Origin of the sequence: Streptomyces sp. NPDC092296 (genome assembly GCF_044755465.1) — a bacterium.
In the GTDB taxonomy this organism is placed as follows: domain Bacteria; phylum Actinomycetota; class Actinomycetes; order Streptomycetales; family Streptomycetaceae; genus Peterkaempfera.
In genome coordinates this window covers 1,130,074-1,149,517 of record NZ_JBIVRB010000001.1, presented here as the reverse complement: position 1 = coordinate 1,149,517, position 19,444 = coordinate 1,130,074, and the positions used below count along the sequence as shown (strand labels likewise).

Annotated in this window: 18 protein-coding genes; 7 read left to right on the top strand and 11 right to left on the bottom strand. The window is 71.9% G+C overall.

Annotated elements, in window-relative coordinates; translation table 11 throughout:
* The first annotated feature begins 67 nt into the window (after nucleotides 1-67).
* Nucleotides 68-1,108, top strand: a complete 1,041-nt coding sequence (glpX, locus tag ACIQGZ_RS05345; protein WP_402599485.1) for a class II fructose-bisphosphatase — start codon at nucleotides 68-70, stop codon at nucleotides 1,106-1,108.
* Nucleotides 1,109-1,260: 152 nt separating this feature from the next.
* On the opposite strand, the gene ACIQGZ_RS05340 is transcribed toward glpX, so the two are convergent.
* Nucleotides 1,261-1,674 (bottom strand): WhiB family transcriptional regulator, encoded by a 414-nt coding sequence (locus tag ACIQGZ_RS05340; RefSeq protein ID WP_402599484.1) that lies wholly within the window; start codon nucleotides 1,672-1,674, stop codon nucleotides 1,261-1,263.
* Between the two features lie 302 nt (nucleotides 1,675-1,976).
* A complete protein-coding gene (locus ACIQGZ_RS05335) occupies nucleotides 1,977-2,717 on the bottom strand; it encodes a DUF1707 domain-containing protein (protein WP_402599483.1) in 741 nt (246 codons plus the stop codon).
* 187 nt (nucleotides 2,718-2,904) lie between these two features.
* Between ACIQGZ_RS05335 and ACIQGZ_RS05330 the strand changes: the two genes are divergently transcribed.
* On the top strand, nucleotides 2,905-4,572 hold the full coding sequence (locus tag ACIQGZ_RS05330; RefSeq protein ID WP_402599482.1) for a fumarate hydratase: 1,668 nt from the start codon (nucleotides 2,905-2,907) through the stop codon (nucleotides 4,570-4,572).
* A 69-nt stretch (nucleotides 4,573-4,641) separates the two neighbouring features.
* On the opposite strand, the gene ACIQGZ_RS05325 is transcribed toward ACIQGZ_RS05330, so the two are convergent.
* Both ACIQGZ_RS05325 and ACIQGZ_RS05320 read right to left on the bottom strand, forming a co-directional pair.
* A complete protein-coding gene (locus ACIQGZ_RS05325) occupies nucleotides 4,642-5,394 on the bottom strand; it encodes a DUF2637 domain-containing protein (protein WP_402599481.1) in 753 nt (250 codons plus the stop codon).
* Between the two features lie 109 nt (nucleotides 5,395-5,503).
* On the bottom strand, nucleotides 5,504-5,749 hold the full coding sequence (locus tag ACIQGZ_RS05320) for a hypothetical protein (RefSeq protein WP_402599480.1): 246 nt from the start codon (nucleotides 5,747-5,749) through the stop codon (nucleotides 5,504-5,506).
* 176 nt (nucleotides 5,750-5,925) lie between these two features.
* Here ACIQGZ_RS05320 and ACIQGZ_RS05315 point away from each other — a divergent pair, with 176 nt between their 5' ends.
* Nucleotides 5,926-7,323, top strand: a complete 1,398-nt coding sequence (locus tag ACIQGZ_RS05315) for a class II fumarate hydratase (RefSeq protein WP_402599479.1) — start codon at nucleotides 5,926-5,928, stop codon at nucleotides 7,321-7,323.
* A gap of 128 nt (nucleotides 7,324-7,451) precedes the next feature.
* Entirely contained in the window at nucleotides 7,452-8,669 is a 1,218-nt protein-coding gene (locus tag ACIQGZ_RS05310; protein ID WP_402599478.1) for an MFS transporter, read from the top strand.
* A gap of 64 nt (nucleotides 8,670-8,733) precedes the next feature.
* Here the strand turns inward: ACIQGZ_RS05310 and ACIQGZ_RS05305 are convergent, their stop codons facing one another.
* Nucleotides 8,734-9,687 (bottom strand): LysR substrate-binding domain-containing protein, encoded by a 954-nt coding sequence (locus ACIQGZ_RS05305; protein ID WP_402599477.1) that lies wholly within the window; start codon nucleotides 9,685-9,687, stop codon nucleotides 8,734-8,736.
* Nucleotides 9,688-9,894: 207 nt separating this feature from the next.
* On the opposite strand from ACIQGZ_RS05305, the gene ACIQGZ_RS05300 reads away from it, so the two are divergent.
* Nucleotides 9,895-10,449 carry a peroxiredoxin gene (locus tag ACIQGZ_RS05300; RefSeq protein WP_402599476.1) on the top strand — a complete coding sequence of 185 codons (555 nt, stop codon included), beginning with the start codon at nucleotides 9,895-9,897 and terminating at the stop codon, nucleotides 10,447-10,449.
* Nucleotides 10,450-10,451: 2 nt separating this feature from the next.
* On the top strand, nucleotides 10,452-10,988 hold the full coding sequence (locus ACIQGZ_RS05295; protein ID WP_402599475.1) for an alkyl hydroperoxide reductase: 537 nt from the start codon (nucleotides 10,452-10,454) through the stop codon (nucleotides 10,986-10,988).
* Nucleotides 10,989-11,067: 79 nt separating this feature from the next.
* Here ACIQGZ_RS05295 and ACIQGZ_RS05290 read toward each other — a convergent pair whose 3' ends face one another.
* From ACIQGZ_RS05290 to ACIQGZ_RS05275, 4 genes are all read right to left on the bottom strand, one after another.
* The gene (locus tag ACIQGZ_RS05290) at nucleotides 11,068-12,567 is read right to left on the bottom strand and encodes an AI-2E family transporter (protein ID WP_402599474.1); all 1,500 of its coding nucleotides are present in this window, start codon (nucleotides 12,565-12,567) and stop codon (nucleotides 11,068-11,070) included.
* 175 nt (nucleotides 12,568-12,742) lie between these two features.
* Nucleotides 12,743-13,429 (bottom strand): transglycosylase SLT domain-containing protein, encoded by a 687-nt coding sequence (locus ACIQGZ_RS05285; protein WP_402599473.1) that lies wholly within the window; start codon nucleotides 13,427-13,429, stop codon nucleotides 12,743-12,745.
* 531 nt (nucleotides 13,430-13,960) lie between these two features.
* Complete coding sequence (locus tag ACIQGZ_RS05280) at nucleotides 13,961-15,280, bottom strand: PhoH family protein (protein WP_402599472.1); 1,320 nt, start codon at nucleotides 15,278-15,280, stop codon at nucleotides 13,961-13,963.
* 369 nt (nucleotides 15,281-15,649) lie between these two features.
* Nucleotides 15,650-16,441: an isoprenyl transferase gene (locus tag ACIQGZ_RS05275; RefSeq protein ID WP_402599471.1), complete on the bottom strand. Its 792-nt coding sequence runs from the start codon at nucleotides 16,439-16,441 to the stop codon at nucleotides 15,650-15,652.
* 299 nt (nucleotides 16,442-16,740) lie between these two features.
* Here ACIQGZ_RS05275 and ACIQGZ_RS05270 point away from each other — a divergent pair, with 299 nt between their 5' ends.
* The gene (locus ACIQGZ_RS05270) at nucleotides 16,741-18,315 is read left to right on the top strand and encodes a chitinase (RefSeq protein WP_402599470.1); all 1,575 of its coding nucleotides are present in this window, start codon (nucleotides 16,741-16,743) and stop codon (nucleotides 18,313-18,315) included.
* A 71-nt stretch (nucleotides 18,316-18,386) separates the two neighbouring features.
* On the opposite strand, the gene ACIQGZ_RS05265 is transcribed toward ACIQGZ_RS05270, so the two are convergent.
* Nucleotides 18,387-18,938, bottom strand: a complete 552-nt coding sequence (locus ACIQGZ_RS05265) for a PIN domain-containing protein (protein ID WP_402599469.1) — start codon at nucleotides 18,936-18,938, stop codon at nucleotides 18,387-18,389.
* Between the two features lie 4 nt (nucleotides 18,939-18,942).
* Complete coding sequence (locus ACIQGZ_RS05260) at nucleotides 18,943-19,398, bottom strand: excisionase family DNA-binding protein (protein WP_402599468.1); 456 nt, start codon at nucleotides 19,396-19,398, stop codon at nucleotides 18,943-18,945.
* Nucleotides 19,399-19,444: the final 46 nt, after the last annotated feature.

Below are 19,444 nucleotides of genomic sequence, written 5' to 3'. Positions count from 1 at the left end.
CTTGCGCTGCGCGGATACGATCGCAGCACCCTCATTCCCGGCCGTCGCACACAGAGAGGTGTCGCCGATGACCGCCCAGAACTCCCACCACCTGCCCCCGCCGCTGGAGGTCGCCCCCGAAGCCCCGGACCGCAACCTGGCCCTGGAACTCGTCCGTGTCACCGAGGCCGCCGCGATGGCCGCCGGCCGCTGGGTCGGCCGGGGCGACAAGAACGGCGCGGACGGCGCGGCCGTCAAGGCCATGCGCACCCTCGTCCACACCGTGTCGATGAACGGCGTGGTCGTCATCGGCGAGGGGGAGAAGGACGAGGCCCCGATGCTCTTCAACGGCGAGCGGGTGGGCGACGGGACCGGCGCGGAGTGCGACGTCGCCGTGGACCCGGTGGACGGCACCACCCTGACCGCCAAGGGCATGGGCAATGCGGTGTCCGTGCTCGCGGCGGCCGACCGGGGCACCATGTTCGACCCCAGCGCGGTCTTCTACATGGACAAGCTGGCGACCGGCCCGGAGGCCGCCGAGTACGTGGACATCACCGCGCCCCCGGCGGTGAACGTCCGCCGGGTGGCCAAGGCCAAGGGCACGGCGGTGGAGAACGTCACCGTGGTCATCCTGGACCGGCCCCGGCACGAGGAGCTGGCCAGGGAGGTGCGCGAGGCCGGCGCCCGAATAAAGTTCATATCCGACGGCGATGTGGCCGGTGCCATCATGGCCGCCCGCGAGAGCACCGGCGTCGACCTGCTGCTCGGCGTCGGCGGCACCCCCGAGGGCATCATCACGGCCTGCGCCATGAAGTGCATGGGCGGGGTGATCCAGGGCCGGCTGTGGCCCAAGGACGACCAGGAGCGGCAGAAGGCGCTGGACGCCGGCCACGACCTGGACCGGGTGCTCACCACCGACGACCTGGTGAGCGGCGAGAACGTGTTCTTCGTGGCCACCGGGATCACCGACGGCGAGCTGCTGCGCGGGGTGCGCTACCGCGCCGAGACGGCGACCACCAGTTCGCTGGTGATGCGTTCCAAGAGCGGCACCATCCGAGAGATCAACTCCACCCACAGGCTGTCCAAGCTGCGGGCCTACAGCGCGATCGACTTCGACCGCGCCAACTGAGGGACCGCGCCAACTGAGGGACCGCGCCGACTGACGGCCGGCCCACTCGGCGCCGCAGACACGACCGGCGCCGGCGGCGCCCCGGAGTGATCACCTCCGGAGCCCCGCCGGCGCCGCCCGGCCCGGCCGGTCCGCCCCCGTACGGCCCGCGCTCAGCCCGCAGCCGCGATGCGCCCCCGGGTGGCCCGCTGCACATCGGCCCGCAGCTCCACCTCCCGGCGTCGGCGGCGCGCCAGCACCACCCGGCGCTCGGCGGCGGTCAGCCCGCCCCAGACGCCGTACGGCTCCGGCTGCGCGAGGGCGTGCTCACGGCACTCCAGCAGCACCGGGCAGCGGGCGCACACCCGCTTGGCCGCCTCCTCGCGGGCCAGCCGGGCGGCCGTCGGCTCCTTGGACGGCGCGAAGAACAGGCCGGCTTCGTCCCGCCGGCAGGCGGCTCCGGAGTGCCAGGGGCTGTCGTCACCCGGGGCGTGCTGGCCGGGCTGCTGACCGTGCTGGCTCGGGCTGAACTGACCCGGAACGCTCTGGTCGGTGGCGCTCTTGGTGGACTCGATCGGGTGCAGCACGGCGTACTCCTGACGACGGCTCGGCGGGGAGGCTCGTGTCGGTGCGCGGCCAGGCGTACACGCTCCGCAGTTACCCCTGGCCGAGTGGCAGCCCCTGCGGAACCTCGCAGCCGCGCAACAGACGATGTGCAGGAGGAACTACCCGGCGTTCCGGCGATTCATGCACACCGCACGCACTTGCCGCCCAAGTCGTTGTGCCGAATTGTCAAGTACGCGGAGCGCACTGAAAGAGGCAAGTGCTGCTGGCACATGCGCCGATCACGCCCCCCGTACGCCCCTCCCCGCGCGGCCGTCCGGTCCGGCTACCCCTCCAACTGCCTGCGGACCCACTCCTTGAGCATCTTGCCCCGCTTCGGCCGGGCCTCGCAGCCGCCGAAGATCGCCGCGCCGCGCACCCGCACCACCGGCGCGTACGGGTCGTCCGCCGTCTGCTCGCGCACGTCGAAGCCGCCGAAGATGCCGACGCCGCTGCCGTGCAGCGAGACGTTCTCCGGCACCTTGACCGTCACGCCGCCGAAGACGGCCGCCACCTCGATCACCACCTCGGGCGACTCGAAGACCGCGTCGGTGAGGTCGATGTCCACCCCGCCGAAGACCGCCACCGCCTTGATCCGCGACCCGACCCGCCAGCGGCCCTTGCGGGTCGCCCCGCCGAAGATCGCCACCGCCGTCGGGGCGTAGTCGCGGGCCGGGGGCAGCCGGGGGCCGGGCTCGGCCGGGGCGGGGGCGGGCCGGGGGGCGGCGGCCGGGCGGTGCGCCGGGAGGTCGCGGGTGAGCGGCTCCAGCTCACCGAGGGTCTTGGCGGCGTACACCGCCTCGATCCGCTCGGCGTGCTCCACCACGTCGAGCCGACCGTCGGCGAAGGCGTCCCGCAGGACCTCCGCCACCCGTTCGCGGTCGGCGTCCGAAGCGCGCAGCTCCGGCTCGGCGAAGGTCGGCTTGGCCGCGGGCTTGGCCGCCGGCTTGGTCATCGGGACCGCCGGCGGGGTGCGCTCGGCGGTGGGGTCCTGGGCACGAGGGTCCTGGGCAGGCGAGTTGTCCACAGGGCCAGCGTAGCCAGCCGGGCAGGCTCCGAACACCCGATCGGGACGCGGCGGGTGACTCCGCTCACCGGAGGCCACCTGCCCCCGGCGCACCGGCGGCGGGGATCTAACCTGGGAGGCGCTTCGTCGATGCCGCCGGACAGACCGCGGTGCCGGACAGACCGCAGTCAGTGAGGAACACCCGCAGATGGCCGCCATGCCAGACTTCGCCTACTCCGACCTTCTCCCGCTGGGTGCCGACCCCACCCCGTATCGCCTGGTCACCACCGAGGGGGTGTCCACCTTCGAGGCCGGCGGCCGCCGCTTCCTCCAGGTCGAGCCGGAGGCGCTGCGCCTGCTCACCGCCGAGGCGATGCACGACATCTCGCACTACCTGCGCCCCGCCCACCTCGCCCAGCTGCGCCGCATCCTGGACGACCCGGAGGCCAGCCCCAACGACCGCTTCGTGGCGCTGGACCTGCTGAAGAACGCCAACATCTCGGCCGGCGGCGTGCTGCCGATGTGCCAGGACACCGGCACCGCGATCGTGATGGGCAAGCGCGGGCAGCAGGTGCTGACGGCCGGCGGCGACGAGGAGGCCATCTCGCGCGGCGTGTACGACGCGTACACCAAGCTGAACCTGCGCTACTCCCAGATGGCGCCGCTGACCATGTGGGACGAGCGGAACACCGGCTCCAACCTGCCCGCGCAGATCGAGCTGTACGCCACCGACGGCGACGCCTACAAGTTCCTCTACATGGCCAAGGGCGGCGGCAGCGCCAACAAGTCCTTCCTGTACCAGGAGACCAAGGCCGTCCTCAACGAGGCCGGCATGCTGGCCTTCCTGGAGCAGAAGATCCGCTCGCTGGGCACCGCCGCCTGCCCGCCGTACCACCTGGCGATCGTGGTGGGCGGCACCAGCGCCGAGTTCGCGCTGAAGACGGCCAAGTACGCCTCCGCGCACTACCTGGACAGCCTGCCCACCGAGGGCTCCCCGGTCGGCCACGGCTTCCGGGACCTGGAGCTGGAGCAGAAGGTCCATGAGCTGACCCAGCGGATCGGCATCGGCGCGCAGTTCGGCGGCAAGTACTTCTGCCACGACGTACGGGTGGTCCGGCTGCCCCGGCACGGCGCCTCCTGCCCGGTGGCCATCGCCGTCTCCTGCTCCGCCGACCGGCAGGCGCTGGGCAAGATCACCGCCGAGGGCGTCTTCCTGGAGCAGCTGGAGCGCGACCCGGCCAAGTACCTGCCGGAGACCACCGACGAGCAGTTGGACGACACCGTGGTCCGGGTCGACCTCGACCGGCCGATGAGCGAGATCCGCGCCGAGCTGTCCAAGCACCCGGTCAAGACCCGGCTGTCGCTCACCGGGACGCTGGTGGTGGCCCGCGACATCGCGCACGCCAAGATCAAGGAGCGGCTGGACGCGGGCGAGGGCATGCCGCAGTACCTGCGGGACCACCCGGTGTACTACGCGGGCCCGGCCAAGACCCCCGAGGGCTACGCCTCCGGCTCCTTCGGCCCGACCACGGCGGGCCGGATGGACTCCTACGTCCAGCAGTTCCAGGCGGCGGGCGGCTCCATGGTGATGCTGGCCAAGGGCAACCGCTCGCAGCAGGTCACCGACGCCTGCGCCGAGCACGGCGGCTTCTACCTGGGCTCCATCGGCGGCCCGGCGGCCCGGCTGGCCCAGGACTGCATCCGCAAGGTGGAGGTGCTGGAGTACGCCGAGCTGGGCATGGAGGCGGTCTGGCGGATCGAGGTGGAGGACTTCCCGGCGTTCATCGTGGTGGACGACAAGGGCAACGACTTCTTCACCTCGCTGACCCCGTCGCAGACCTTCGTCGGCTCGATCCCGGTCCGCTCCCGCAGCTGACCGGCGCACGGCATGCGTGAGGGGCCCGTACCGAACCGGTGCGGGCCCCGGCCGTCAGCACCCCGGCCGTCAGGTGCGGCCCTTGGCGCCCTGCGGCGGCAGTGTGCCGGTGGGCCGGTGCCGGGCGCGGCGGGTGGCGGTGAGCTGGCGGACCAGCTGGTGGAAGGAGACCACCGCGGTGATCGGCGGCAGCCCGGCCACGATCATGTTGGAGAGCGTCTCGGCGGCGGAGGCCACGCAGAGCCCCGCCGCCAGGCCGGAGAACAGGCCCAGCACCACCCAGGAGTGCGCGATCCGCCGCCGGTCCAGCGCCGCCCGCAGGATGGACAGCGAGGCGACGAACCACGGCCCGTAGATGATCACCGGCCACAGCGCGGCCAGCCCGCTGCCGACATGGGCGGCCGCCAGCCGCCGCAGCGGCTCATACGAGAAGATCCAGCCCAGCACGCTGACGGCGGTCACCGTGCAGACGGTCAGTACCGCGAAGACCGAGCTGGTGAGCTGGTTCCAGGACGCCAGCGGCGGGCGCGGCCGGCGGCGCCGGTGCGGCACCGGGCGCCGGGGGCGCGGCGCGTCGTAGCCGGTGGCGGACCGGCTGCCGCCGTCCTGCTCGGCGCTGCGCGGCGGCGGGATGTAGCCCGCGACCGGGTCCCGACCGGTGTCCAGCAGGTCCCCGATGGGGCTGTAGGAGTGCGGTACGTCGCGCAGCGGCACGCCCAGGTACCAGCCGCTCTGCTGGTAGGTGGTGGCGTGCGGCTCGGGTGCGAAATCCTCGTGGCCCATCCCGCCGAACGGCAGGAATGCCTCCCGGGTGTCGTACATGGCGCTTGCGCCGCCTTTCGCACTGGGCTTTCGGTGGTGGAGGGCTGGATTCGGTGGGGGCTGGTTTCCGGGGCGTTCTTCCGTTGAACCGTTCTTCCGACGAATCCGGTCATCCGCCGCCGATCCGCCGGGAGAAGTCGGCCTCCAACTCCCGGATCAGCCGGGCGAAGTCCGCGACCAGCCAGGTGCTGTACTCCAGCCGTACCTGCTCACCATCGCGCTCCAGGCAGGCCACCCCGACGCCGTCCGGGTCGTCCTTCGGCGGCGGCACGAACAGCCACTCCCCCAGCCGGGAGCAGCCCTCGTCGTGATGCGTCCCGGACGCCGGCGTGGGGATGAGAGAGGGAGAGGTCACGCCACCTCAACGACACCCCGGCGGAGTCGGCATTGCGGCATTCGGGGGTCCTTAGATATGCCGATGAATCCCAACGGCCTAATCCGCCGCGCATCGGCCCTGTTCGGCCGGGGCCGGGGAACAGATCCGGCGTCAACGGGCGCTGGGTCGGACAGACCGAGAGAGGGAGGCACGCGATGGCCGGCAGTGAGGGCGGGTACCGGATCGAGCATGACTCGATGGGCGAGGTCCGGGTGCCCGCCGCAGCCAAGTGGCGGGCGCAGACCCAGCGGGCGGTGGAGAACTTCCCGGTGTCCGGCGGGCGGCTGGAGCGGGCCCAGATCGAGGCGCTGGCCCGGATCAAGGCCGCCGCCGCCGAGGTCAACGCCGAGCTGGGCGTGCTGGACCGGGACGTGGCCGAGGCGATCCGGGACGCGGCGGCCGAGGTGGCCCGGGGCCGCTGGGACGACCAGTTCCCGGTGGACGTCTTCCAGACCGGCTCCGGCACCTCCTCCAACATGAACGCCAACGAGGTGATCGCCACCCTGGCCGGTGAGCGGCTGGGCCGGCCGGTCCACCCCAATGACGACGTCAACGCCAGCCAGTCGTCCAACGACGTCTTCCCGTCCTCCATCCACATCGCCGCCACGGCCGCCGTCACCGGCGACCTGGTCCCGGCGCTGGAGCGGCTGGCGGTCGCGCTGGAGCGCAAGGCGGCGGAGTTCGCGCAGGTGGTGAAGGCGGGGCGTACGCATCTGATGGACGCGACCCCGGTCACCCTCGGCCAGGAGTTCGGCGGCTATGCGGCGCAGGTCCGGTACGGCATCGAGCGGCTGCGGGCCACGCTGCCCCGGGTCGCCGAGCTGCCGCTCGGCGGCACGGCGGTGGGGACGGGCATCAACACCCCGCCCGGCTTCGCGGCGGCGGTGATCGAGTCGGTGGCCCGGACCACCGGGCTGCCGCTGACCGAGGCGCGCGACCACTTCGAGGCGCAGGGCGCCCGGGACGGGCTGGTGGAGCTGAGCGGCCAACTGCGTACCGTCGCGGTCGGCTTCACCAAGATCGCCAATGATCTGCGCTGGATGGGCTCCGGCCCGCGCACCGGCCTGGGCGAGATCAACCTGCCCGACCTCCAGCCCGGTTCCTCGATCATGCCGGGCAAGGTCAACCCGGTGATCCCGGAGGCCACCGCCATGGTCGCGGCCCAGGTGATGGGCAATGACGCCACGGTGGCGCTGGCCGGTGCCTCGGGCAGCTTCGAGCTCAATGTGATGCTGCCGGTGATCGCCCGCAATGTGCTGGAGTCGATCCGGCTGCTGGCCAGTGTCGCCCGGCTGCTGGCCGACCGTACGGTGGACGGCGTCACCGCCAACGAGGAGCGGCTGCGGGAGTACGCGGAGTCCTCACCCTCCGTGGTCACCCCGCTCAACCGGTACCTCGGCTACGAGGAGGCGGCCAAGGTCGCCAAGCAGTCGCTGGCGGAGCGCAAGACGATCCGGCAGGTGGTGCTGGAGCGCGGCCATGTGGCCCGGGGCACCCTCACCGAGCAGCAGTTGGACGAGGCGCTGGACGTCCTGCGGATGACCAGGCCCTGAGGGCCGGCCCGGGGCCCGGGAATGCCGGGCGGGCGCGGATGGTTCGCTGGAGGAGCCGCGCTGTGTCACCGCCGACACGGCGCGGCTCCGTCCTGTCCGCCCCCGTTGTCGTAGGGAGCACCTCCCCCATGCCTCTGGCGCTCCTCGCCCTGGCCGTCACCGCCTTCGGCATCGGCACCACCGAGTTCGCCGCGATGGGCCTGCTGCCGCAGGTCGCCGGAGACCTCTCGGTGTCCATCCCCAAGGCCGGCTGGCTGATCTCCGCCTATGCGGTCGGCGTGGTGCTCGGCGCCCCGCTGCTCACCGGGGCCGCCGCCCGGCTGCCCCGCAAGACCGTGCTGGTGGGCCTGGCGGGGCTGTTCACCCTCGGCAACCTGCTCTGCGCGATCTCGCCGAACTTCTGGTCGCTGGCCGCCTCGCGGCTGGTCACCGGGCTGCCGCACGGCGCGTTCTTCGGCGCCGGGGCGGTGGCGGCGGCCGAGCTGGCCGCGCCGCACCTGCGGGCCCGAGCGGTGTCGGTGATGTTCGCCGGGCTGACGGTCGCCAACATCGTGGGCGTGCCCAGCGCCACCCTGCTGGGCCAGCACCTGGGCTGGCGGGCGACGATGCTGGTGGTGGTGGCGATCGGCGCGCTGGGCACCGCCGCCATCGCCCGGCTGATGCCCGCGCTGCCGAGCCATGAGCACGCCGGGCTGCGCCGTGAGCTGTCGGCGTTCCGCAGCGGCCAGCTCTGGCTGGCGCTGGCCACGGTGATCTTCGGCTGCGGCGGCTTCTTCGCCTGCTACAGCTACATCGCGCCGCTGATGACCGAGGTGGCGGGGTTCGCCCCCGGGTCGATGACGCTGGTGCTGGCGCTGTTCGGGGTCGGGATGACGATCGGCAACGCGGTGGGCGGCTGGGCGGCCGACCGGGCGCTGCGGCCCAGTGTCTGCGCGGCGTTCGTCCTGCTGACGCTCACTCTGGCCGCCTTCGCGTTCACCGCGCACACCGAGTGGTCGGCGGCGCTGACGGTGATGCTGGTCGGCGTCTTCGGGTTCGCCATCGTGCCGACGGTGCAGACCCTGGTGATGGAGAAGGCGCGGCACGCCCCGACGCTGGCGTCGGCCACCTTGCAGGGCGCGTTCAACCTGGCCAACGCCCAGGGTGCCTGGTTCGGCGGCCTGGCGATCTCGGCCGGTCTGGGGTGGACCTCCCCGGCCCTGGTGGGCGCGGGCCTGGCCGGGCTGGGGACGCTGCTGGCCATCACGTCCTGGGCGGTGGACCGGGGTGGGCGGTCCGGGTCGCGGCTGGTGGCCGGGGCCGCCGCGCCGCAGCCGACCGGCGAGCCGACCGCCGCCGACTGCTGACTGGTTACTGCTGACTGGCCCGCCCGGCTCCGTCCACAGGCTGTGGACGGAACCGGGCGGGCGGTCAGCCGATGATCCGCACCGGCAGCGGCCGCAGGACCTCCCGCAGCGAGGCGGCGAACCGGTCGTACTCGGCGGTGCGGGCGGACCCGGCCCGGCAGAGCAGCCCGATCCGGCGGCCGGGGGCCGGGGCGGCGAACCGGGTGGCGGCCAGCCGGCCGGCCCGGCCGGACTCCACGTCCAGCGCGGTGGCGGGCAGCAGGGTGGCCCCGAGGCCGCCCGCGACCAGCTGGACCAGGGTGGAGAGCCCGGCGGCGCGGGTGGCGGCGGCGGCCGGGTCGGCGCCCACGTCCCGGCAGATGTCCAACGCCTGGTCGCGCAGGCAGTGGCCCTCCTCCAGCAGCAGCAAGTCCAGGTCGAGCAGCGCGTCGCGGGGGACGTCGGTCCGGCCGGCCAGCGGGTGGTCCGGCGGGGTGACCAGGATGAAGTCCTCGTCGTACAGCGGGATCTCCCGGACCGGGTGGCCGCCGCCGGCCGGCAGCGCCAGCAGCAGCAGGTCCAGCCGGCCGTCGGCCAGCCCCTCCAGCAGCGAGCCGGTGCGCTCCTCGTGGACCTGCAACTCGAGGTCGGGGTAGCTGTCGCGGGCCAGCCGCAGCACGGCGGGCAGCAGATAGGGCGCGACGGTGGGGATGACGCCGAAGTGCAGCGGACCGGTGAGCGGCCGGCGGGCGGCCTCCACCTCCTCGGTCAGCGAGTGCAGTGAGGCGAGGACCCGGCGCGCGTGCTCCGCCACGCGCTCGCCCAACGGAGTGATGATGACCCTGCGGGTGGTGCGTTCCACCAGCTGCGCGCCGAGGGTCTCCTCCAATGCGGCCACCGCACCGGACAGGGCGGGCTGGCTGGTGCCGATGGCCGCCGCCGCGTCCCGGAAGTGCCGGTGGTCCACGACCGCCGCGAACGCTCTGAGCTGGGCAACCGAGGGGGCACGGGAGCTGCGGGAGGCTGTGGATTTCGCCACAGCGGGTGCGGGTTTGCCAGGACGGCCCCCGGGATTCCCGGGCTTGCGGGTACTGATAGCCACCTCCGATCAGACGCTTCGAGTGTAGCTATTTCACGGATCAAACATCTCCGTGTCACTGTGGCTCAGGTCCGTACGGTACGGAACCATACGTAACACGGACCAAGCAGAACGAAGCACCTGCAACAAGCTCAAGGAGGAGCGAACGTGCTCACCATCGGTGACAAGTTCCCCGAGTACGATCTGACCGCCTGCGTCGACCTCGACCCGGAGAAGGCGTTCGCCCAGATCGACCACAAGTCCTACGAGGGCAAGTGGCGCGTGGTGTTCTTCTGGCCGAAGGACTTCACCTTCGTCTGCCCCACCGAGATCGCCGCCTTCGGCAAGCTCAACGAGGAGTTCGCGGACCGCGACGCCCAGATCCTCGGCGTCTCCGGCGACTCGGAGTTCGTGCACCACGCCTGGCGCAAGGACCACAAGGACCTGCGCGACCTGCCCTTCCCGATGCTGGCCGACTCCCGGCACGAGCTGATGCGGGACTGCGGCGTCGAGGGCGAGGACGGCTTCGCGCAGCGTGCCGTCTTCATCGTGGACCCCAACAACGAGATCCAGTTCGTGATGGTCACCGCCGGTTCCGTGGGCCGCAACCCCAAGGAGGTCCTGCGGGTGCTCGACGCCCTCCAGACCGACGAGCTGTGCCCCTGCAACTGGAGCAAGGGCGAGACCACCCTGGACCCCGTCGCGCTGCTCGCGGGTGCCTGACCGTGGCGCTTGACGAGCTGAAGGCAGCTCTCCCCGACTACGCCAAGGACCTCAAGCTCAACCTGGGCTCGGTCATCGGCAACTCCGGCCTCCCCGAGCAGCAGCTCTGGGGCACCGTGCTGGCCTGCGCCATCGCCTCGCGCAGCCCCAGGGTGCTGGCCGAGCTGGAGCCGGAGGCCCGGGAGCACCTGTCGGAGCAGGCGTACACCGCCGCCAAGGCGGCCGCCGCCGTGATGGCGATGAACAACGTCTACTACCGGACGCTGCATCTGCTCTCCGACAAGGAGTACGGCACCATGCGGGCCGGCCTGCGGATGAACGTGCTGGGCAACCCCGGCGTGGACAAGGTCGACTTCGAGCTCTGGTCGTTCGCCGTCTCCGCGATCAACGGCTGCGGCATGTGCCTGGACTCGCACGAGCAGGTGCTGCGCAAGGCGGGCGTGGAGCGCGAGACCGTACAGGAGGCGATCAAGATCGCCGCCGTGCTGGCCGCCGTCGGCGCCACCCTGGACGCCGAGGGCTCCCTCGCCGCCGTCTGACCCGACCGGCCCCGTCGCCCGAGGCCCCGTCGCCCGAGGCCCCGGCTCCAGGGGCCCCGTTACCAGGGGCCCCGTCACCTCAGTCCCCCGTACCGGCCCCGCCGGGCGGGGGACTGCCGTTCTCCCCCTCGCCGGTGCCGGTGCCCTCGCCGGTGCCGGTGCCACCGGCCGCCGGAGTGTCCTCGGCGCCCGGCTCCACCACGACGACGGTGGCGCCGCCCGCCACGGCGGGCGGTTCCGCCTCGGCCGCGGAGCTCTCCCGGGCCTGGTCCTCCTGGGCGGCCACCAGTGCGGTGAACACCTCCTCGCCGGCCGCCTTGCGGCGGCGCAGATAGCCGACCACGGTGTTGGTCACCGCCACCAGCGGCACCGCCACCACCGCACCGCCGATTCCGGCGATGATCGACCCGGCGGTGACCGCCAGCACCACGGCCAACGGGTGCACCCGCACCGCGCGCCCCAGAATCAGCGGTTGCAGCAGATGGCCCTCGATCTGCTGCACGGCCACCAGCACCACCAGCACCATGGCGGCGGTGAAGACGCCATTGGTGACGATCGCGATCAGCACCGCGATGGTGCCGGTGACCAGCGCGCCGACCAGCGGGACGAACGCCCCCAGGAAGATGATCACGGCCAGCGGCACCGCCAGCGGCACATGCAGCAGCGCGATGCCGACCCCGATGCAGACCGAGTCGATGAAGGCCACCAGCACGGTGCCCCGCACATAGCTGGTGAGCGTCGCCCAGGCGCGCGGCCCCGCCCCGGCCATCGCGTACCGGGAGTGGCGCGGCAGCAGCCGCAGCGTCCACTGCCAGATCCGCGCGCCGTCGTACAGCAGAAAGAAGGTGCAGAAGGCGGCGAGGACGACACCGGTCAGCAGCTCCACCGCGATGGTGACGCCGGTGAAACCGGCCGACGTTATGGCGTCGGAGTTGGTGCCGATCGCCTTGGAGATCTGCTTGGCGAAGTCGCTTATCTGCTTGTCGGTCAGGTGCAGCGGTCCCTTGACCAGCCAGTCGCGCAGCTGGTCCACGCCCTGCTGCACCCGGTTGGTGACCGACTCCAGATTGGTGGTCACCTGCCACACCACGAACCAGCCGACCAGCCCGATGCCGACCAGCCCGCTGAGGAAGGTCCCGGCGGCGGCCAGCGCACGCGGCAGGCCCCGCCGCCGCAGCCAGGTGACGGTGGGCTGTAGCAGCGCGGTGATCAGCAGCCCGGCGATGAAGGCCAGCGCCACCAGCCGCAGGGTGATGACCACCCGGAAGAGGATGTAGAGGGCCGCGCCGAGCAGCAGCAGCCGCCAGGTGGACTCGGCGGCCACCCGCAGGCCCCAGGGGACGGCCTCGGCGGGCGTCGCGGGGCGCGGCGGGTGCGCCTCCCGGACGTACGGGGTGGCCGGGAGCTGCTGGGCGTGCTCCGGCTCATCGGGGTGCGGCAGTCCCTCGCCGGGCGGCAGGTGCTCGTCGTCCCGCAGCCGCGCCTCGGCCTCCCGGCGGCGCTGCTCCAGCCGTGCTGCGGTGCGCGCGGCGGTGGACTTCCCCCAACCGACCACGTCCCACCTGCCGAATCGCGACACCGCGACACCGTCCTTCTCCCCCTGGAACCCCCGCGGCCCGCAGTCCGCGTCTGCCCGGCACCGGCGCCGCGCGTCGGGATGACCGTACCCGGTGCCGGGGTGGGCAAGCACGCCTACGCCCCCGACCAGCAGGGGTCGGGGGCGTGGTACGGCGGTGGTCCGAGCCGGACGGGGCTCAGTAGGAGTGGTGCACCTGCCAGTACGCCCAGGCCCCGCAGGGGCTGCCGTACCGGGAGTTCATGTAGCTCACACCCCACTTGATCTGGGTGGCGGGGTTGGTACGCCAGTCGGCGCCGGCCGAGGCCATCTTGGAGCCGGGCAGCGCCTGGACCAGACCGTAGGCACCGGAGGACGGGTTGGTCGCGGTGTAGGACCAGCCACTCTCCCGGGTGATGATCGCGCTGAAGCACTGGAACTGCGCGTCGTCGCCGATGATCGAGCGGGCCAGCGCCTGGACCGACCCCGGGGAGACACTCACCAGGGGCGCTTCGAGCAGCGAGCGGGCCTGGGCCCGGCTGGCCTCCTCGGCCTTGCGCTTGGCCTCGGCCTCCTTGGCCTTGCGCTCGGCCTCCGCCTTCGCCTTGGCGACCTCGGCGGCCTTCTTGCGCGCGGCCTCCTCGGCAGCCTTCTTCGCGGCGGCGTCGGCGGCGCTCTGCTGAGCGTCGGCCTGCCGACCGATGTTGTCGCTGATGGTCTGCGCCTGGGCGCCGGAGGGGATGTCCGCGAGCAGCGTGGCGCCGGCGACATCGACCGTCTGCGTGGTCCTGCCCTCGCTGCCCGAGGCCACGCCGACGACGGCACCGACAGCGGTGACGGCGGTGGCGGAGACCACGGCAACTCCCCGGACCGAGATCCGAGTCACATGATTTCCTTCCAGCATCGACCGCGCGTGACCGGGCGGACGCGACGTAGCCCTGTCGCTGGCCTCCACCGGTGCTGGTCACGGGAGGCGCGGGCCCGGTGCCCCCGGTGGGATGACGGGGGCGGTGGTTCTCGGGCGGCGTACGGCTTCAGCGGTCTTCAGTTGTTCGCACATACCGTCACCGTGAGGTGCCGTCGCCGCCTGGGTCGGGTGGCTAGTCACGCCGTACGCAGGGCCTGACAGAACCCACACCATGCCCGACGGACGGCTGTCCACGCAATTCCCTGTTGCGTGTCGAAATTCACATCCGGTGGCGACCTGGAACTTTGCCGTACTGCTGGCGGGCGCCCCGGTGCGCCGTTACGCTCCGGCCTCCGCCGGGCCGCCCGCAACGGAGTTGAGGGGCGGCCACGGCGAAGGGGCCGACCCTCGGCGGACCCGGCCCCTTCGCTATTCACTGCCGCTTTTATCGGTTATCAGTACATTTGACCGACCGTTATGCTGGCCTTTGTCGCTTTGTGCCGACTTCTCCTAGGGCCCGACGTCCTCCAGCATCTCGGTGACCAGCGCGGCGATCGGCGAGCGCTCCGAGCGGGTCAGGGTGATGTGCGCGAAGAGCGGGTGGCCCTTGAGCTTCTCCACCACCGCGACCACCCCGTCGTACCGGCCGACCCGCAGGTTGTCCCGCTGCGCCACATCGTGGGTGAGCACCACCCGGGAGCCCTGGCCGATCCGGGAGAGCACGGTGAGCAGCACATTGCGTTCCAGCGACTGCGCCTCGTCCACGATCACGAAGGCGTCGTGCAGCGAGCGGCCCCGGATGTGGGTCAGCGGCAGCACCTCCAGCATCCCCCGGGAGACCACCTCTTCGATCACGTCCGAGGTGGTGACGGCCGAGAGGGTGTCGAAGACCGCCTGCGCCCACGGGCTCATCTTCTCGGCCTCGCTGCCCGGCAGGTAGCCGAGCTCCTGGCCGCCGACCGCGTACAGCGGCCGGAACACCATCACCTTGCGGTGCTGCCTGCGCTCCAGTACGGCCTCCAGCCCCGCACAGAGCGCGAGCGCGGACTTGCCGGTGCCGGCCCGCCCGCCCATCGACACGATGCCCACCTCCTGGTCGAGCAGCAGGTCGAGGGCCACCCGCTGCTCGGCGCTGCGGCCGCGCAGTCCGAACGCCTCCCGGTCGCCGCGCACCAGCCGCACCCTGCCGTCCCCGGTGACCCGGCCGAGTGCGCGGCCGCGCTCCGAGGTCAGTACCAGGCCGGTGTGCACGGGCAGGTCGCGGGCCTGCTCGATGTCCACCGCGTCCTGGCCGAAGAGGGCGTCCACCTGCTCGCCCGCCACGGACAGCTCGGTCATCCCGGTCCAGCCGGAGGTGATGGCCAGCTCCGCGCGGTACTCCTCGGCCAGCAGGCCCACCGAGCTGGCCTTGATCCGCATCGGCAGGTCCTTGGAGACGACGGTGACGTCGTACCCCTCGGCCTGGAGATTGCGGGCCACCGCGAGGATGCGGGTGTCGCTGTCACCGAGCCGGTAGCCGGCCGGCAGCACGGACGGGTCGGAGTGGTTGAGCTCCACCCTGATGGTGCCGCCGATCTCGCCGACCGGGATCGCCTCGTCCAGCCTGCCGTACCGCACTCGGAAGTCGTCCAGCAGCCGCAGCGCCTGGCGGGCGAAGTAGCCCAGCTCGGGGTGGTGCCGCTTGGCCTCGAGCTCGGTGACCACGACCACCGGGAGCACCACCTCGTGCTCCTCGAAACGGGTCATGGCCATCGGGTCGGCCAGAAGCACGCTGGTGTCGAGAACGTACGTGCGCCGGTCGTGCGTCCGGCGGCTCTTGGAACTGACCACAGGGCCTCCCGGGCGGGTGACCCATCGTCACCCGCGGCTCACCGGTCCCCGCGGCCCCGGTGGCCGAGGTCCCGGTCTGGCCCGAGTATTCCCGCGCAGCCGCCGGTGCATGCCGGGAGCGGGCAACTGACAGCGCGTCCACCGGGGGCGTTTGCCCTTGTGGGGCGGGGGTATCGCACTCTTTTGGCATATGCCACGATCAGCGGCGATGCGGTCCGGTCGATTGCGGCCACTACCGGCCGTTACCGGGCATTCCCGGCTCCGGCCCGAACCGCCCCGGCCCGGTCGGACGCCCCCCGTACGACCCCCGCGCCCCCGCGTGGCGCCCCCGCCCGGCCTGCCCGGCCCGCCTTGCCGCAGCCGCAGCCCTCAGCCGCCGAAGCGCCGGTGCCGTGCGGCGTAGTCACGGACCGCCCGCAGGAAGTCGACCTTGCGGAACGCCGGCCAGTACGCCTCGCAGAAGTAGAACTCGCTGTGCGCGCTCTGCCAGAGCAGGAAGCCCGAGAGCCGCTGCTCGCCCGAGGTGCGGATCACCAGGTCGGGATCGGGCTGGCCCCGGGTGTAGAGGTGGGCGGCGATGTGCTCGGTGTCCAGCGAGTCGGCCAGGTCCTCGATGGAGGTGCCGCGCTCGGCGTGGTCATGCAGCAGCGAGCGCACCGCGTCGGTGATCTCATGCCGCCCGCCGTAGCCCACGGCGACATTGACCAGGATGCCGGTCACCTCCATGGTGTCCTGCTCGGCCGCCTTCAGCACCCGGGAGGTGCTCTGCGGCAGCAGGTCCAGCGCCCCCACCGGGTGGACCCGCCAGCGGCGGGCGTCGGCCAGGCCCTGCACCGCGTCCTCGATGATGCCCAGCAGCGGCACCAGCTCCTCGGCCGGACGGGTGAGGTTGTCGGTGGAGAGCAGCCACAGGGTGACCACCTCGACGCCGGTCTCCTCGCACCAGCCCAGGAACTCCTGGATCTTGTCCGCGCCCCGGCGGTGCCCGTCGGCGGTGCTGATCCCGGCGGCACGGGCCCAGCGGCGGTTGCCGTCCAGCATGACGCCCACATGGCGTGGCACCCGCGCGGGATCGAGGTGCGCCTCCACCCGGCGTCCGTATACCCCGTAGACCAGGTTCCGCAGACCCGGCGTGCGATAGACCAGGTCACGCAGACCCATGGCGCTCAGCCCCTCCGTGCACTTGCCCCTCAGCAGACTACTCCGCTCGGCTGTACGCGGACGAAACCGCCTGGTCGACGGCGGCAACGGCCTGTCCTGATCGGCACCTTAAGGGAGCCGTAAGTCGCGCACGGACCCTTGACGCCCCCCATTGGTCTAGTCCACCTTGTGAGCGCAGCCCCGCGAGCCCACCGCCCCTGGGACGGGCCGCGCCGTGCCGCATGCACCACCCTTCCCCCCATCGGACCGCCGCGCCCCTCACGCGGCGGTCCGCCCTCCGCGCAAGGAGACACGTACCCATGGCACGTGCTGCACACAGAAGGCGTCAGCGCACCATCGGCGCCCTCGCCGCCGGCGCCACCGCCCTCGGCGCCGCCGCGGCCGGGCTCGTCCTGCTGCCGGCCGACGCCGGCGCCGCAGAAGGCAACCTGACCGTCAACGGCGGCTTCGAGTCCGGCACCACGGCGAACTGGACCTGTTCCGGCACCGCGAGCGTCGGCACCTCCCCGGTGCACTCCGGCTCGTACGCCCTCACCTCGACCCCGAGCGCCTCCGACACCGGCCAGTGCGAGCAGAAGGTGTCCGTGCAGCCCAACTCCACCTACACGCTGAGCGCGTGGGTGCAGGGCTCGTACGTCTACCTCGGCACCACCGGCAACGGCACCACGGACGTCTCCACCTGGACCAGCTCCACCTCCTGGAGCCAGCTCAGCACCAGCTTCAAGACCGGCGCCGCCACCACCAGCGTCACCATCTGGCTGCACGGCTGGTACGGGCAGGCCGCGTTCAGCGCCGACGACGTGCTGCTCGTCGGGCCGGGCGGCACCGGCCCGACCACCCCGCCCACCACGCCGCCGACCACCCCGCCGACGACGCCCCCCACCAAGCCGCCCACGACCCCACCCACCACGCCGCCGACGACTCCGCCCACGACCCCGCCGACCACACCGCCGACCACCCCGCCCAGCACCGGCGGGCTGCCCAAGCACGTGGTCACCGGCTACTGGCAGAACTTCGACAACGGCGCCACCGTGCAACGGCTGTCCGACGTGCAGAGCGCGTACGACATCATCGCCGTCGCCTTCGCCGACACCGACCCGACCAAGCCGGGCGGCATCACCTTCACCCTCGACCCGGCGCTCTCCGGCAAGCTCGGCGGCTACACCGACGCGGACTTCAAAGCCGACATAGCGGCCAAGCACGCGGCGGGCAAGAAGGTCATCCTTTCGGTCGGCGGCCAGAACGGCACCATCAGCGTCGGTGACGCCACCTCCGCCGCCAACTTCGCCAACAGCACCTACGCGCTGATGCAGCAGTACGGCTTCGACGGCGTCGACATCGACCTGGAGAACGGCGTCAACCCGACCTATATGGCGCAGTCGCTGCACTCCCTGGCCGCCAAGGCCGGCTCGCACCTCATCCTCACCATGGCGCCGGAGACCATCGGGACGTACAGCACCGGCGGTGCGTACTTCCAGCTGGCGCTGGCCGTGAAGGACATCCTGACCGTCGTCAACACCCAGTTCTACAACTCGGGCGCGATGAACGGCTGCGACGGCAAGGTGTACTCCCAGGGCACCGAGGACTTCATCACCGCCCAGATCTGCACCCACATCCAGGGCGGCCTGGACCCCTCCCAGGTCGGCATCGGCGTCCCCGCCTCCACCCGGGCGGCCGGCGGCGGCTATGTCTCGCCGTCCGTGGTGAACGACGCCCTGGACTGCATCGCCACCGGCACCCACTGCGGCAGCTTCGTCCCCCCGGCGAAGTGGCCCACCATCCGCGGCGCCATGACCTGGTCCACCAACTGGGACGCCGCCAACGGCAACGCCTTCTCCAATACCGTCGGCGCCCACGTCCACACCATGCCCTGACCGCCCGCACCGCACCACCGGCGCGGCAAGGCCGCCGTCACGGATCTCCGTGGCGGCGGCCCTGCCGCGGCTCAGGCCCTGAGCAGTGCCACGCTCTCCAGCAGGCCGTCCTTCTCCAGCCTGACCAGCACGTCCTCCACCGCCCCGGGCGGATTCCGCCAGGAGTCCGCGATCTGCCGTACTGCGGCATAGACGGCCTGGCGGTCGAGTCCGATCTGGTCCACGACGAAGTCGTCCGGATGCTTGGCCTCCACTCCCCAGTCCGCCAGGACGTCGGCCGGGAAGTCATCCAGGTTGCGGGTCACGACGAGCTGCGCCTTGGCCTTGATCGCAGCGGCCAGCACATGACGGTCATCGGGGTCGGGAAGTTCCAGGACCTCGATCAGTGGTTGGTAGTTCAGCACCGCACAGTCACCGACCGCGCGCATCATCAGCCTGCGGGTCCGGTCGAGCTTGTCGGGGCTCAGGTCCGGTCGGTTCTCCTTGAGGTTCCGGAAGACCTCGTCCAGGATCTGGTCCGTCCACTTCGCCTGAACCAGCCCCGCCTGTGCGATGCGGATCAGCAGGTCACGGAGCGTGCTCGGATACAGGACGCAGGCGTCATAGACCACGACGAATGCCACCGGTTCAGATCAGCCCCATCTCCTGGTTCAGCGCAGTGAGCTCGTCGGCCGCCGCACGCCTGGACTGGTCGTCCCGGTGCTTGTAGGCCAGCAGCGACTCCGCGCGGATGCGGCGGTGGGTACCGACCATCCGGTACTCGATCTCGTCCGCCTTCAGCAGGCCGATCAGGAACGGACGCGACACATTGAGCAGATCCGCCGCCTGCTGCGTGGTGAGTTCCGCATGCGCGGGCACCACGGAGACCGTGCGGCCTGCGGCCATCAGCGCGAGAACCCTGGCCAGCAGCTCCACCGCTTCCCGGGGAAGGGTCAGCTCCCCGGCCGGCTCGTCCTCCACCCGGACCTGGATCGACGCCCGGCCGGGGTGCTGGGCGAGCGACCTTCGCACGGTCTTGAGCGCTTCGGCAGCAACGGCGGAATCGGCCAAAGGTTCGGGCCGATCGGTCGTAGAACCCTTCATACCAACCACTCCTTCCCTGCTATCCCCTGCTATCCACTATCCGAAA